This window comes from Streptomyces sp. NPDC050759 (assembly GCF_044456945.1).
In the GTDB taxonomy this organism is placed as follows: Bacteria; Actinomycetota; Actinomycetes; order Streptomycetales; family Streptomycetaceae; genus Streptomyces.
The window spans coordinates 508,107-522,452 of record NZ_JBITGI010000003.1 but is presented as its reverse complement, the minus strand read 5'-3'; the positions used below and the strand labels follow the sequence as shown (position 1 = coordinate 522,452).

At 70.6% G+C, this 14,346-nt stretch carries 12 protein-coding genes; 6 read left to right on the top strand and 6 right to left on the bottom strand.

Annotation, left to right across the window (positions count from 1 at the left end):
- Window positions 1-17 precede the first annotated feature (17 nt).
- Both ACIBJB_RS12355 and ACIBJB_RS12350 read right to left on the bottom strand, forming a co-directional pair.
- The gene (locus tag ACIBJB_RS12355; protein ID WP_398929412.1) at window positions 18-728 is read right to left on the bottom strand and encodes a hypothetical protein; all 711 of its coding nucleotides are present in this window, start codon (window positions 726-728) and stop codon (window positions 18-20) included.
- The gene (locus ACIBJB_RS12350; RefSeq protein ID WP_398929410.1) at window positions 728-2,050 is read right to left on the bottom strand and encodes a phenylacetate--CoA ligase family protein; all 1,323 of its coding nucleotides are present in this window, start codon (window positions 2,048-2,050) and stop codon (window positions 728-730) included. Before ACIBJB_RS12350 ends, ACIBJB_RS12355 begins: the two co-directional genes overlap by 1 nt.
- 161 nt (window positions 2,051-2,211) lie before the next feature.
- Here ACIBJB_RS12350 and ACIBJB_RS12345 point away from each other — a divergent pair, with 161 nt between their 5' ends.
- From ACIBJB_RS12345 to ACIBJB_RS12320, 6 genes are all read left to right on the top strand, one after another.
- Window positions 2,212-2,973 (top strand): electron transfer flavoprotein subunit beta/FixA family protein, encoded by a 762-nt coding sequence (locus tag ACIBJB_RS12345; protein WP_398929846.1) that lies wholly within the window; start codon window positions 2,212-2,214, stop codon window positions 2,971-2,973.
- 45 nt (window positions 2,974-3,018) lie between these two features.
- On the top strand, window positions 3,019-3,981 hold the full coding sequence (locus tag ACIBJB_RS12340) for an electron transfer flavoprotein subunit alpha/FixB family protein (protein ID WP_398929408.1): 963 nt from the start codon (window positions 3,019-3,021) through the stop codon (window positions 3,979-3,981).
- Between the two features lie 98 nt (window positions 3,982-4,079).
- Entirely contained in the window at window positions 4,080-5,159 is a 1,080-nt protein-coding gene (locus ACIBJB_RS12335) for an amidohydrolase family protein (RefSeq protein WP_398929406.1), read from the top strand.
- Window positions 5,160-5,197: 38 nt separating this feature from the next.
- Complete coding sequence (locus ACIBJB_RS12330; RefSeq protein WP_398929404.1) at window positions 5,198-7,615, top strand: GNAT family N-acetyltransferase; 2,418 nt, start codon at window positions 5,198-5,200, stop codon at window positions 7,613-7,615.
- A complete protein-coding gene (locus ACIBJB_RS12325) occupies window positions 7,612-8,586 on the top strand; it encodes an LLM class flavin-dependent oxidoreductase (protein ID WP_398929402.1) in 975 nt (324 codons plus the stop codon). Before ACIBJB_RS12330 ends, ACIBJB_RS12325 begins: the two co-directional genes overlap by 4 nt.
- A 31-nt stretch (window positions 8,587-8,617) precedes the next feature.
- Window positions 8,618-9,133: a PaaI family thioesterase gene (locus tag ACIBJB_RS12320; RefSeq protein WP_398929400.1), complete on the top strand. Its 516-nt coding sequence runs from the start codon at window positions 8,618-8,620 to the stop codon at window positions 9,131-9,133.
- Between the two features lie 244 nt (window positions 9,134-9,377).
- Here the strand turns inward: ACIBJB_RS12320 and ACIBJB_RS12315 are convergent, their stop codons facing one another.
- The 4 genes from ACIBJB_RS12315 to ACIBJB_RS12300 all read right to left on the bottom strand — a co-directional run bounded on the left by ACIBJB_RS12315 (window position 9,378) and on the right by ACIBJB_RS12300 (window position 14,124).
- Window positions 9,378-10,529 carry an acyl-CoA dehydrogenase family protein gene (locus tag ACIBJB_RS12315; RefSeq protein ID WP_398929398.1) on the bottom strand — a complete coding sequence of 384 codons (1,152 nt, stop codon included), beginning with the start codon at window positions 10,527-10,529 and terminating at the stop codon, window positions 9,378-9,380.
- 161 nt (window positions 10,530-10,690) lie between these two features.
- Window positions 10,691-11,755: a zinc-binding alcohol dehydrogenase family protein gene (locus tag ACIBJB_RS12310; RefSeq protein ID WP_398929396.1), complete on the bottom strand. Its 1,065-nt coding sequence runs from the start codon at window positions 11,753-11,755 to the stop codon at window positions 10,691-10,693.
- A 511-nt stretch (window positions 11,756-12,266) separates the two neighbouring features.
- Window positions 12,267-13,397, bottom strand: a complete 1,131-nt coding sequence (locus ACIBJB_RS12305) for a sensor histidine kinase (RefSeq protein ID WP_398929394.1) — start codon at window positions 13,395-13,397, stop codon at window positions 12,267-12,269.
- 22 nt (window positions 13,398-13,419) lie between these two features.
- Entirely contained in the window at window positions 13,420-14,124 is a 705-nt protein-coding gene (locus ACIBJB_RS12300; protein ID WP_398929392.1) for a response regulator transcription factor, read from the bottom strand.
- Between the last annotated feature and the right edge of the window lie 222 nt (window positions 14,125-14,346).

Sequence of the window (14,346 nt, the reverse complement as noted above, 5' to 3'; positions counted from 1 at the left end):
TTCCTCCATTGGGAAGGTCAGTTGGCCTCGGCGAGCAGGACTCGCGGGTTGTCGCTGCCGCAGCCGCACCGGCCGGTGACGACGCGTCCGGTGATGCCGAGCGGTGTCTCGGGCAGGGGTGAGGTGCGCCCCTGCTCCGCCGCCACGGTCAGCTGTCCGTCCCGCTCACCGAACCGCCATTCGGCGGCGTTGACATGTGCGCCGCTGCGCTCGGGGCACTCCAGCGCGAGAGCCGGTCCCACCGCCGAGATCACGGACGCGGTCACCCCTACTCCACGCAGGACCGGTACGGCGGCGGGCCGGGCCAGCACCACGGGCGTGGAGCGGAACATCTCGCCGATGTCGGTCGCGCCGGACAGCCCCTCCAGCGTCTGGGCCGACAGGCCGATCACCGCGTGCGGGGTCAGTTCGCGGTGGAAGACCGCGGTGCGGCGATGGTCCCAGCCCATCGCCTCCGCGATGCCGTACGGCACCTTCAGCGCGCGCAGGGCGCCGATCACCGCATGTCCCCAGAAGCCCTCGAAGCCGGAGGCGGTCAGCAGGGCCCGCTGCCCGGCGGCGAGGCCGTGCTCCCGCAGCCGTGCGGTGGCCCACTCGGTGTCGCGGGCGAGTTCCGCCCAGGTCAGCTCCAGGTCCCGGACACCGTCGGCGGTCGGGAAGCGCATGAGATAGGCGAGCTCGGGGCGGTCGAGCGTCCTGGCACGGGCCAGGGTGTCCGCGCGGGCCATCAGGTCTTCACCACCCGGGGGAACTTGGCGACGCTGGTCATGGTCTTCAACAGGTCCTCCTCGGTGCGCATGTCGAGCACCGGCTTGACTCCGGTCCGCTCGCGCACGGCCTCGCTCAGACGTCCGGCCAGGGCGTCGACGTCGCCGGTGAGATGGGGGTCGTAGCCGACGCGCAGCCGCAGTTCGTCGACCTCGCGTCGGTCCCGGACGATCTGGAAGACCCCCGCGACGGTCTCCGGCTGGTCCTCCACCGCCTGCCAGACGTCCCGCAGGACGACGGAACGCCCCTGGACCACCGTCTCGTCACCGCGCCGCCCGGCCACCCACATACGGGCGTGGGTGCGACCGCAGCCGCAGGTGTCACGGGAGAGACGGACGAGGTCCTCGCTGCGGTACCGGATCAGCGGCGCGGCCCGGTTGTCCAGGTCGGTGGCGACGAGCTCGCCCAGGTCGCTCTCGGGAACGTCGTGCCAGCCGTGCTCGTCGACCTCGACGCACTCGGCGAAGACGGTGTCCTCCCAGAGGTGGAACCCGTCGTGCTCGCGGCACTCCCAGGCGGTGCCGGTGTCGGCGGCGCTGGTGTACTCGTAGACGTCGATGCCCCAGTCGTCGCGGATCCGCTCCTTCATCTTCCGGCTGAGGGGCTGGCCGGCGCAGGAGGCGCCCTTGAGGGAGGAGAAGGCCTCCCTCAGGTCGGTCTTCTCCGCCAGGTGCTCCAGCTCCACCATCTGCGGATACATCATCTGCAGGTAGGCGGGGCGGTAGGTGCGCAGGGCCTCGACGACCTCGGGCATGTTGCCCATCCAGGTGTCCACCTCGATGACCACCGCGCCCAGCGCCTGGAAGCCGGCGTCCATGAAGTTGCGGAAGGTGCCGGGCGGGCTCAGGACCCGGTCCCCGGGCCTGAGGCCCAGCTCCCACAGGTCCCGTACCTGTGCGGTCACCAGGGGCGGGGCGTCCTGCCAGATCTCGGCGAAGAACTCCGGGTCGCCGGTGGTTCCGGAACTGGAGGAGACCGAGGTCAGCTCCTCGACCGGGACGCAGAGCAGGCCGGCGAAGGCATCGCCGGTACGGCTCCGGTAGGCACGGATCATGTCCTTGGTGATGAAGGGGATACGCGCCCGGAAGTCCTCCAGGGAGCGGATGTCCCGCGGGTGGACCCCGTGCTCGTCCCACAGCTCGCGGTAGAAGGCCGAGTTGGCGTAGGCGTACTCCACGAGCTCCAGGAGCTGTTTCTCCTGCCGCGCGCGCAGTTCCTCGCGCGGCATGGTCTCCACCTGGGGCTCGAAGTACCTGTCAGCGGTGTCCCTGTCACCGACCATGGCGCCTCCTCGCGGCTCAGTGCCCAGATCTTCCAGCTATCAGCGCAATCAGTCAACCAATTCGACGGATTGAACGCGAGACTCGCGCTGGGTCGATCTATATAGTTAACTATTAGAACTCATTGAACCACAAGAGGGCTGCCGTGAAGATCGTTGTCTGCGTGAAGCACGTCCCCGACGCCACGGCGGACCGCACCTTCACCGAGGGCGGCACCACCGACCGGGCGTCGGTCGACTCGCTGCTGTCCGAACTCGACGAATACGCCGTCGAGCAGGCGCTGCGCCTGGCCGAGTCGGACGCGGATGCCGAGATCAGCTATCTCACCGTCGGACCCGACGACGCGCGTGACGCCCTGCGCAAGGCGCTGGCCATGGGCGGTGACGCGGCGATCCATGTCAGCGACGAGGACATCGAGGGCAGCGACGCGTTCGGCACCTCACTGGTGCTGGCCAAGGCGATCGAGCGGCACGGCTTCGATCTCGTGCTGTGCGGGATGGCCTCGACGGACGGCACCATGGGCGTGCTGCCCGCGCTGCTGGCCGAGCGGCTCGGCGTTCCGGCCGTCACCCACCTCGAGGATCTGGCGATCGAGGACGGAACGGTGACCGGCCGCCGCGAGGGCGACGGGGCGACCGTACGGATCCAGGGCGCTCTGCCGGCCGTCGTCTCGGTGACCGACCGCTCCGGGGACGCCCGCTACCCCTCCTTCAAGGGGATCATGGCCGCGAAGAAGAAGCCGGTGGAGACCCTCGGCCTCGCCGACCTCGGCATCGAGGCCGCACAGGTCGGCCCGGCCGGGGCGCGGTCGGCCGTGGACACCGCGACCCGGCGCCCGCCGCGCACCAAGGGCGAGATCGTCGCCGACGACGGGACGGGCGGCGTCGGACTGGCCGCGTTCCTCACCACCAAGAAGTTCATCTGACCGCGCCCCGCCCCGAAAATGCCTGCCTGAAGGAGTTGCATCACCGTGGCCGAGATCCTCGTCCTCGTCGACCACGTCGACGGTGCCGTACGCAAGCCGACCCTCGAACTGCTCACCCTGGCCCGCCGCTTGGGCGATCCCTCGGCCGTCTTCCTCGGTCCGGGCGCGGACACCGCGACCGAGGTTCTCGGCCGGTACGGCGCCCAGAAGATCTATGTCGTGGACGCCCCGGAGGCCGACGAGTACCTCGTCACCCCGGCCGTGGACGCCCTCACCCAGATCGCCGAGCGCACCGGCCCGGCCGCGATCCTGCTGCCGTCGGGGCCGGACGGCAAGGAGATCGCCGCGCGAGTCGCTCTGCGGCTCGAGTCGGGTCTCATCACCGACGCCGTCGATGTCACCGCGGGACCGGACGGACCGGTCACCGAGCAGTCGGCGTTCGCCGCGACCTACCAGGTCACCGCGCACGTCACGCAAGGCGTACCGGTGATCACGGTCAAGCCGAACGCCGCAGCCCCCGAGGCCGCCCCCGCCGAACCCGTCGTCGAGAAGCAGGACGTCACCTTCGGCCCGGCCTCGCACGCCGTCCGGGTCCTGTCCCGCACACCCCGGGAGCGCGGCGACCGGCCCGAACTGACCGAGGCCGACCTCGTCGTCTCCGGCGGTCGCGGGGTGAACGGCGCCGAGAACTTCGCCCTCATCGAGCGGGTCGCCGACGCGCTCGGCGCTGCCGTCGGAGCGTCCCGGGCCGCCGTGGACGCGGGCTGGTACCCGCACAGCCACCAGGTCGGCCAGACCGGCACCCAGGTCTCCCCACAGCTCTACCTCGCCGCCGGCATCTCCGGCGCGATCCAGCACCGGGCGGGCATGCAGACGTCCAAGACCATCGTCGCCGTCAACAAGGACGCCGACGCCCCGATCTTCGAGCTCGCCGACCACGGCGTGGTCGGGGACCTCTTCGCGGTGCTGCCGCAGCTGGTGGACGAGATCGAGCGCCGCCGGAGCTGATCTTTCATCGGTCCGGCCTTCCCTTCGGCCATCCATACAACTAAAATCGCTAACTGATTGCATCCATTGAGCTTGCAGACCTGACCCGAAGGAGCGTCATGACGAAGATCTGGGTCAACTCCGGAGACTCCCATGTGATGGAACCCGCCGACGTGTGGACCGAGAGGCTGCCCGCCCGGCTCGGCGCCCGGGCCCCGCGCAGCGAGCGCGGCGAGAAGTACGAGATGCTCTACATCGACGGGGAGCGCATCGACCGCCAGCTCGGCGACTTCATGGACGCCATGCGTCCGCCGGGCGCCTGGGACCTGAAGGTCCGCCTCAAGGACCTCGACCAGGAGGGCGTGTGGTCCCAACTGGCCTTTCCCTCCATGGGGTTCTGGCTCGTGTCGATCACCGACCGGGAGCTCGCCCGGGAGACCGTACGGGCCTGGAACGACTGGGCCCACGAGGAGATCCTCAGCAAGAACAAGCGGGTCATCACCACCGCCTGCGTCTCGACGGCCGACATCGACGACGCGGTCGCCGAGGTGGAGCGGGTGGCGGAGCTGGGCTTCAAGGCGGTCTTCCTGCCGTGTTCCACCCGGGCCGGCGAGGAGTACGCCCTCGATCGCTGGGAGCCGCTGTGGACGGCGGTCGAGCGGGCCGGTCTGGTGCTCGGCTTCCACATCGGCACGGGCGGTGAGAACGTCGTCTTCCGCGGGCCCGGCGGTGCGGTCGTCAACTACATGGAGACGACCTACCCGGGCATGCGGGTGGTGTCCCACATGGTCGCGGGCGGCGCGCTGGACCGTCACCCGGACCTGAAGATCCTCATCGCGGAGGGCGGCGCGGGCTGGATGCCGGCCATCGGTGACCGCATGGACGAGGCCTACCGCCAGCACGGCATGTTCGTCCGGCCCAAGCTGAGCCGACTGCCCAGCGAGATCATCAGGCAGCAGGTGTACGCCTCCTTCCAGCACGACAAGAGCTCGGTGGAGATCGTCGAATCGACCGGCTACCGCAACGTGATGTGGGGCGACGACTATCCCCACCTGGAAGGCACCTACGGCCACACCCAGTCCACGCTGCACGACCTGTTCGACGGCGTGTCCGACGACATCCGCGACCGCGTCACGCGCGGCACCTTCAACGAGCTGTTCGGCCTGCCGGAGCAGACTCCCCAGGAGGCGGCCGTCTGAGCGGCGCCAACGGCGCGAGGCTTTTGGACGCATCTCCTGTGACCACTCCCCCGTACTCCTCGTATCCCGAGGACCTGGAACGGCCCGGGCTCGTCAGGACCGGGCGGTCGACCTTCGTCCGGCCCATCCGGCCGGAGGACGCCGACCGCCTGGTCGCGTTCGTCGGCACGCTGTCCCGGGCCACCCTGGCCTACCGCTCCCTCGGACCGGTGGTCCGCGCCCGCGACGACGTCATCCGGCGCGGCGCCCACGTGGACTACCTCAACGAGCTGGCGCTCGTCGCCCTGGCCGGTGACGAGATCGCCGGCCTGGTGCGCTACGTCCGCGACCCGGAGGAACCCGAACACGCCGAGGTCACGTTCACCATCCGGGACGACCACCAGAGCGAGGGGTTCGGCAGGCTGCTCCTGGAGCACATCGCCGCCGCCGCGCGCGCCCGGGGCATCCGGGTGCTGGAGGCCGACGTCCTCGCCGACAACACCCGGATGATCAACGTGTTCCTCGGCTCCGGCTACCGGACAGAGGCCGGTCCACCCGGCCAGATCATCCACTTCGAGATCGCCGTCGATCCACAGGCCCAGGCCGTGGCGCGGGCCGAGCGCCGCGAGCAGACGGCCGTACGGCGCTCGCTCAAGCCCCTGCTCGAACCGCGCTCGGTCGCCGTGATCGGCGCCAACCGCGACCCGCTGACGATCGGCCACGAGATCGTCGCCAACCTGCTGCGCGGCGGCTTCGCCGGCAGCGTGTTCCCCGTCAACCCGCGTGCCGACCGGATCGCCGGGGCGCGGGCCTACGCACACGTCCGGGACCTGCCCGAGCCGCCGGACCTGGCGCTGGTGGCCGTACGGGCCGAGGCCGTACCCGGTGTCGTACGCGAGTGCGCGGAGGCCGGCGTCAAGGCGGTGGTCGTCGTCTCGGCGGGCTTCGGAGAGACCGGAGCCGAAGGGCGGGCCGGCGAGCTGGAGCTGGCGCGTTTCGCGCGCGCCTCCGGAATGCGGCTGGTGGGCCCGAACTGTATGGGCGTGGTCAACACGACCCCCGCGGCGCGACTGGCCGCGACCTTCTCGCCCGCCCTGCCGACGCCCGGCCGGGTGGCCATGTCCAGCCAGTCCGGGCCGCTCGGGCTCGCGGTGCTCGACTTCGCCCGACGGCTGCGACTCGGCTTCTCCGGCTTCGTGTCGGTGGGCCACGCCGTCGACGTGTCCACGAACGACCTGCTCCAGTGGTGGGAGGAGGACCCGGGGACCTCGGTGATCCTGCTGCACGTCGAGACGTTCGGCAATCCGCGCCGGTTCGCCCGTGTCGCCCGCCGTATCGCGCCGCGCAAACCGATCGTCGCGGTCCACCCCGGCCATGCGGATTCGGCGGTGAGCTCGCTGTTCGCCCAGTCCGGCGTGATCCGCACCCGCAGCCTCCAGGAGCTGTTCGACGTCGCCCTGCTGCTCGCCCACCAGCCTCCCCCGCCCGGCAACCGGGTCGCCGTGATCACCAACGCAGGGGGCCCGGCCGCGCTGACGGTCGGCGCGTGCGAGGCGAGCGGTCTGTGCGTGCCCGAGCTCGGCGAGCGCACCCGGCAGACGCTGCGTACGGCCCTGGCGCCGCGCGCCGACGTCGCCAACCCGGTCGACCTCACCCCGATGGCCACCGCCGCCCACTACCGGCAGGCGCTGGACGCCGTCCTGGCCGACGACGACATCGACGCGGCCGTCGTCCTGTTCATGCCGCCGCTGGCGGACAAGCCCGACGAGGTGGCGTCCGCGATCCTCGACGCGGCCGCGGCCCGCCCCGACAAACCCGTGCTGGCCAGTTTCCTGGGCGGTGCCGGCGTCGCCGATCTTCTCCACCGGGGCGACCTGGTGGTCCCGACGTACACGTTCCCCGAGGCCGCGGCCACCTCGCTCGGACACGCGGCGGCCTACCAGACCTGGCGCAGCACCCCGGCGGGCGTCGTACCCGACCTCGCGGGAGTCGACGCCGAGCGGGCCCGGGCGCTGATCGCCTCCGGTGCCCCCGGGCCGCTCCCCGCGGCGGTCGCCACGGATCTGCTCGCCTCGTACGGAATCGCCGTCCGCGGGGGTGAACCGGGCCCCGGACCCGACGCGTTTCTCACCGTCCGAGCCGACCCGGTCTTCGGCCCGGTGGTCGCCTTCGGCCTCACCGGGGACTACGCCGACCTCATGGCGGACGTCGCCCACCGCGTCACCCCCCTCAGCGACCGTGACGCCCGCGAGATGGTCCGCTCGCTGCGGGCGACTCCCCTGCTGGAGAAGCAGGGTGTGGACTTCGCTGCCCTGGAGGAGACCGTCCTGAGGCTCTCGGCGATGGTCGAGGACCTCCCCGAGATCGAGGCGCTGGAACTGCGCCCCGTACGACTGCTGCCGGCCGGGGACGGAGTCGCCGTCGCACACGCGACGATCCGGCTGGCGGACAACACGACAGGAGGCGCTCCGGCATGAAGGTGGGCATCTACTTCGACCTGCGCAACCCCCCGCCATGGCAACGGAGTTGGTCACGGGTCTACGGCTTCGCCCTGGAGATGTGCGAGGAGGCGGACCGGCTCGGCCTCGACTCGGTCTGGTTCTCGGAACACCACGGTTTCGAGGACGGCTATCTCCCCCAGCCGCTCACCATGGCCGCCGCGGCCGCCGCCCGCACCCGCCATGTGCGTCTGGGCACCGCGGTCATCCCCGCACCGCTGCACGCGGCCCCCGAGATCGCCGAACAGGCCGCGCTCGTGGACATCATCAGCGACGGCCGCCTGGACCTCGGGCTCGGTACCGGTTACCGGGTGCCCGAGTACCGGCTGTACGGCGCCGACCTCACCAAGCGCTACTCCACGACCGATCAGCGGGTACGGGAGATCCGCGGCCTGTGGGCCGAGTCCCTGGTCACCCCGGGCCCGGTCCAGGATCCCCTGCCGATCTGGCTCGGCTACCAGGGCCCGCAGGGCGCCCGCCGGGCCGGCCGGCTCGGCACGGGGCTGCTGTCGCTCAACCCGGCACTGCTGACGCCGTACCGGGAGGGGCTCGCGGAGAGCGGTTACGACGTCTCGACTGCCCGTATGCAGGGCTCGTTCACCACGTTCGTCACCGAGGACCCCGACGGCGACTGGCCCGTGGTCCGCGAGCACCTGGCGTACCAGTGGGACAGCTACCGCCGGTACATGGTGGAGGGCACCGACCAGCCGCTCCCCCGTCCCATCGACCCCGAGAAGTGGCGGGAGACGGGGCTGAGCGCGACGGGCGTCGGCCAGTTCCTCTACGGCACCCCGCAGGACGTCGCCGACGCCATCAGGGCGTACGTGGCAGGGTTGCCGGTGGAGGGCGTGTTCCTGTGGGCCTCGCTGGCCGGGATGCCCGAGGAGATGGTGGCCCGGCAGGTCCAGCTGATCGCCGGGAAGCTGCGTCCGCTGCTTGCCGATGTCTGACACTCCGTTGCCCGAAAATAGGAGCCACACCATGTCCCCTGCGTCACCGACGGGCCCCTGGGCCGGGGCGGACTTCCAGGAGCCGCCCCGCACTCCCGGCGGGGTGGCCCTGTGCGGGGCGTGCCGCGCCGCCGGTTCCTGCCGGCTGGGAGTGGAGCACGAACGGCTCGACGAGGACGGGTCGGCGCTGTTCGAGCTGTCCTGCCCGCGCGACCAGGAGGGCGGGCCCGATGTCGCGCACGGCGGCTGGACCGCGGCCGTACTGGACGACTGCCTCGGCCATCTGCCGCTGCTGCACCGGGTGTTGAGCGTGACGGCGGAACTGACCGTGAGCTTCGTGAAGCCGGTGCCGGTGCAGCGGCCGCTGGAGGTCCGGGCCTGGGTGGAGAAGCGGGAGGGCCGGCGCTGGTACATCGCCGGCGAGATGGTGCTGCTGCCGACCCGGGCCGTGCTGGCCCGGGTCTCCGGGATCTGGGTGACCCGGGACCAGGGCCACTTCGCACGCCACCAGGAATGGCTGGTCGGCCAGGACGCCGAGGCTCAGTAGGAACAGCCGGCGGGCTGGGACGGCGGGGCTCAGAGGGGACAGTCGGCAGGCCACGACGACGAGACCGAGAAGGAACAGCCGACGGGCTGGGACGGCGAGACCCGGAAGGAACAGCCCGCAGACCGCCACGGCGAGACCGAGAAGGAACAGCCGGCGCGCTGGGACGGCGAGACCCAGAAGGAACAGCCCGCAGGCCCGGGCGCCGGGTCCCAGAAGGAACTTCGGCAGGCCCGGGCGCCGGGGCTCAGTAGGACCTGAGCCCCATGCTGCGGGCTATGCCGTTGCGCTGGATCTGACTCGTGCCCCCGGAGATCGTGGCCACGATCGACTCCCGGTAGCGGAAGCTCATCACGCTCTCGGTCGAGAAGCCGTGCCCCGCGCAGACCTGCATCCCGAGCCGGGCGGCCGCCACGTACGTCTCCGAGCCCTTCAGCTTCGCCATCGACCCCTCCCGTGTGCACGGCTTGCCCTGGGCGAGCAGCCAGGCCGCTCGATAGGCGAGCAGCCGGGCGGAGTCGATCTCGGTCTGCAGGTCGGCCATGGCGTGCGCGAGGGCCTGGAAGTTGCCGATCGGCCGGCCGAAGGCGTGCCGGTTGCGGGCGTAGTCGAGCATCTCGTCGAGCGTGGCCTGCGCGGCGCCCAGATAGCCCCCGCTGATGATCACCTTCTCCAGCTCGATATTGGAGAGCATCACCTTCCAGCCCTCGTCGCGCGGGCCGACGAGGTTCTCCTTCGGTACCAGCGCGTCGTTGAAGAAGACCTCGTTGGTGCCCAGGATGTGCCGGGCCAGTGTCGGCGTCCGGCGCACGTCGACGCCCTCGGTCGCGGGATCGACGAGCAGCAGGCTGATGCCGCCGTGCTTGGGCTCGCGGGGCCCGGTCCGCACATACGTGGCGATGGTCGTGTCGGGCAGGCCGCCGCCCGTGCACCACGCCTTCTGACCACGGACGAGGAAATTGTCCCCGTGATCCTCGGCGGTGGTGCGCAACGCCGCGGCATCGGATCCGCTGTCCGGCTCGCTGAGGCCGACGGCGAGCCGGTGCCGGCCCGTCATCACGTGCTCGCGGATGAAGTCGCGCTGCGCCTCGCTGCCCCACCGGAACACCGTGATGCCGGGAATGAGCACCCCGATGTAGCACATGGCCACGTCGAAGCTGGCCCGCCCGAGCTCCTCGGCGATCAGGATGAGCTCCAGCGGCCCGCCACCGTCGCCTCCCTCGTCCTCGGCGAACGGGAGGGAGAACCACCCGAGATCGGCCATGCCCCGGAACAGCTCGGGCGGTACGACGCTCTCCTCGTCCCACTGCTTGGCCTTCTCGGCCGGGCACACGTCGGCGACGAACTGCCGAGCCGTCGCACGCAACAGGTCCTGCTCGTCGGTCAGCCCGAAGTCCACGGCCACTCCTTGCCAGTACTAGGCTATTCATCTATCTAATTATTCTATGTTAGCGGATAGATGACAGCGGTAGTACTGCCAGATCACCGCCACCTGAGCGCCGGTTCCCGGCGGCCGCGCCGGAGGCCGGGGAAGCGGCAGGGTGGGGTCCGGCTGGGGGCTCAGGGCCGGAGGAGTACTTTGCCGGTCTGGCGGTGGCTTTCAAGGTAGGCGTGGGCCTGGGCGGCTTCTTGCAGGGGGTAGGCGCGGTCGATGATCGGGGTGATCTTCCCGGCCGCCAGCAGTTCCAGGCACAGTTGCTGGTCGCGCAGGGTGGCACCGCGCACGCCGGCGATCTTCACCTGCTGGCCGATGACGGCGAGTGCGTCCAGTTCGAGGCGGGAGCCCTGGTCGGTGGGTGTGCCCAGGACGATGACCGTGCCGCCGAGGCGTGTGCAGGCAAGGGAGAGCTGGAAGAAGTCGTTGCCGCCGACGCAGTCCCAGACGGCGTCGGCGCCCAATCCGTGGGTCAGCTCCCGTACCTGGGCCGGGAGTCGGGGGTCGGTGGAGTGCAGGATGTGGTCGTAGCCGAGCCTGCTGAGTGCTTCGTCGTGGTCGGGTTTGGTGGTGGTGCCGATGACGGTGGCCCCGCTCAGCTTGGCCAGTTGTGCGCAGGCGATGGCCATTCCGCCGCTGGCGCCGGTGATGACCACGGTGTCGCCGGGGCCGACGGGTGCTTGGCGCGCGCAGTTGAGCGGGGTGGTGTAGGTCCACATGGTGGCTGCGGCCGTCTCGTAGTCGACGCCGTCGGGGATGGGCAGGATGGCGTCCTGGCGGCGCGCGACGTACTGGGCGTATCCGCCGAAGACCTGGTGTCCGGGGTAGGCGGTGTCGATGCACAGGTTCTCGAGCCCACGGACGCACAGCGCGCAGTTGCGGCACGGCGGGTGCGGGAGCTGTACCGCCCGGTCGCCGGGGTGCCAGCGGGTGACGTTGTCGCCGGTGGCGACGATTTCACCGGCCGCGTCCCGGCCGAGCTGGAACGGCAGCGGCCAGGCCGGCCGTCCCGGCAGAGGCTGCGGCAGGTTGCCCGCCCGGTAGCGCAGGTCCCAGCTGTTGACGGCCGTGGCATGCACGCGCAGCAAGACGTCATCCGGGCCGACCTCAGGGATCGGTGCTTCTACGTACTTGAGCACCTCGGGCCCACCGTGTTCGAACAGGCGGACGGCCATCATGGTCTGTTCCACTCTCACGTTCCTTCAGATCGATACGCAATTCATCGCAGGCCCCACACAGCCACCCGGCCTGGCGGCTCACCAGGGACGGACACGGGACTGACCAGAAAGGGAACGGGGACCGAGTCCGCAGCCGGCAGCGGAACAGGCCCGCAAGTACGTCGTGAATCCGATGCCGTCCCCGCGCAGCCCGTGGGGAGGCCGGCGGTTTCCTCATGCAGCGCGTACTCGCTGACGAGGAAGCTGCACAGTCACCAGGCAACAGCCGCCTCATAAAACCCGTACCACTCCGCGGATGAAGCTTCCATGAAGCCGGACGCTCTCTGCTTCCGTGAAGCAGACGCGTACCAACCGCTGGGCGAGGCGGCGCTCCTGGACGGGATCGGTGAGAGCGGGTTGGTCGTCTTCGGGACCAGCGGCCTGTTCGGACGGCTCGGCATCGACGTGGCATGCCGTCGTGCGGTGCAGCAGACGGCGGCTGGCGACCTGCGCGAGCTCGTCACTGCCGCTCCGGGGTCCATCATCAGGGAAAGACCGAAGGCAGGCCGCCCCCCGGAACGTGATCCTGCGGTAGGCGCAAGGTGATCGTCGCTCCCTTGCCCAGGCCGGCGGATTCCGCGGTGATATCTCCGCCATGGGCTCGGGCGATGCCCCGGGCGATGGTCAGGCCGATGCCGCTGCCGCCGGCGGCAGCGGGTCGGCCGGGATGCTCAAGGCGTTCGAAGCGGTGGAAGATGCGCTCCCGGTCGTGTTCGGCGATGCCGATGCCGTCGTCCATGACGCGGACGATCACGTGGTGCGCGGGAGACGGTTCAGCGTGCACGGACAACGCCACATGTCCCTGCCGATCGCATGCGGCCAGTGCGTTGCCGAGCAGGTTCACCAGGATCTGGGTGATCCGGTCCGGGTCGCAGAAGGCGGCGACGGGTGCGCCTGTGTCTACGACGAGGGTCACCTTCTGGTCGTCGTACTGGGGGCGCAGTCGCTCGGCTGTGTTCCGAGCCAGCATGGCCACGTCGGTGGGCTTGCGGCGAAGATCGAAGGCGCCCTCCTCGGACCGGGACAGGCTGGAGAGGTCGCCGGCCAGGCGCTGCAGCCGGTCGAGGTCGTCGGCGAGGGAGGCGAACATCGCCTCATCGGGGACGAAGATGCCGTCGGCCATGCCTTCTATCTGTCCGCGAAGGATGGTGATGGGGGTGCGCATCTCGTGGGCGACCTCGGAGATCAGCCGCGCGCGGCGACGCTCGGAGTCGGCGAGGGCTGCCGCCAGCGTGTTGACGTCTTGGACCAGCGCTGCCAGGCCCGGCTCACTGGGCACGTCGAGGACGTCGTCGTATTGTCCCTCGGCGAGCCGTCGCGTGGCGGCGCGCACCCTGTCGAGGGGACGCAGCAGAAACCGGGAGAGGGCCACGGACGCCGGGAAGGCCGCGGCCCCTCCGAACAACAGGCCGACCTGCAGGACCACGTCGCCTTGGATGTCGGCGAACCCGAGCCACACCTCGATCAGCGCGCTGATCGCCGCCATGGCCGCCAGTGCAAGGAGGAGCACCATGACGTGCGAGAGCACCAGCCGGTTGCGGAGCGACAGACGCTCCTTGATTCGGCGCAGCCGCGCACGAGACCGGTGGTAGGCCGGAAAGCGGGAGGCAGGCATAGGTGGGTGTCCTTCCTGGCCGCTAGGCGGGGCGCCCCATGAACCGGTAGCCGATGGTGCGGACGGTCCCCACGAACCGGGGTGCGCCCGCGTCGTCGCCCAGGGCGCGCCGCAGAGTGCGGATGTGCACGTCCACGACGCGCTCGTCGCCGAAGAAGTCATCGCCCCACACCTGGGCCAGCAGACCGCGCCGGGTGAAGACCCGCCCGGGGGCACGGGCCATCGCGGACAACAGATCGAAGTCGAGAGCGGACAGCTCCACCGTCCGGTCGGCATCGACCAGCACGGTCCGTGTCTCTGGATCGACAGTCAGTCCGTCGAAGCGCAGCACGCCGTCCTCGTGGTCCGCCTCGGACCGGCTGTCGGTGCGCCGCAGGATGGCGCGTACGCGCAGTGCCAGTTCGCGGGGGCTGAACGGCTTGGTGACGTAGTCGTCGCTGCCGGTGGTGAAGCCGATCAGCCGGTCGACCTCCTCGTCCCGGGCGGTGAGCATGATCACCGGAATCCGGCTCGCCTCCCGGATGCGGCGCAGGACCTGGAATCCGTCCAGGCCCGGAAGCATCACGTCGAGCACCACGAGGTCCGGCCGGTCGCGGTTGACCGCCTGCAGGGCGGACGGTCCGTCCGCGGCTTCGACGACGTGGAACCCGTCCGCCTCCAGGTAGCCGCGCACGGTCATGCGGATCTTGGGCTCGTCATCGACGACCAGAACCCGCTGCGTACTCATCGTGCTCGCTTTCCATCGCCGGGGTGGGGAGAGGGAGGGGAAGGCCGTCCTCGCCGCGGGGACAGCGGCGGCATGGGGGCAGAGGTCCTCGAGTGCCGCCAGCGTACGGCGTCCGTCGTGGCCGGCGACACTCTGTGCGCCGGCCTCAGCCTGCGACCAGGACCAGCGTGGAGAAGGGGATCACGGTGTATCGGCTCCCTCACCGCACGCGTTCCATCCCGC

Excerpts from the sequence above, each read along its gene's own strand:
- ACIBJB_RS12355 (WP_398929412.1), bottom strand. The coding sequence starts at position 728 with ATGGCCCGCGCGGACACCCTGGCCCGTGCCAGGACGCTCGACCGCCCC.
- ACIBJB_RS12350 (WP_398929410.1), bottom strand. The coding sequence starts at position 2,050 with ATGGTCGGTGACAGGGACACCGCTGACAGGTACTTCGAGCCCCAGGTG.
- ACIBJB_RS12335 (WP_398929406.1), top strand. The coding sequence starts at position 4,080 with ATGACGAAGATCTGGGTCAACTCCGGAGACTCCCATGTGATGGAACCC.
- ACIBJB_RS12325 (WP_398929402.1), top strand. The coding sequence starts at position 7,612 with ATGAAGGTGGGCATCTACTTCGACCTGCGCAACCCCCCGCCATGGCAA.
- ACIBJB_RS12320 (WP_398929400.1), top strand. The coding sequence starts at position 8,618 with ATGTCCCCTGCGTCACCGACGGGCCCCTGGGCCGGGGCGGACTTCCAG.
- ACIBJB_RS12305 (WP_398929394.1), bottom strand. The coding sequence starts at position 13,397 with ATGCCTGCCTCCCGCTTTCCGGCCTACCACCGGTCTCGTGCGCGGCTG.
- ACIBJB_RS12300 (WP_398929392.1), bottom strand. The coding sequence starts at position 14,124 with ATGAGTACGCAGCGGGTTCTGGTCGTCGATGACGAGCCCAAGATCCGC.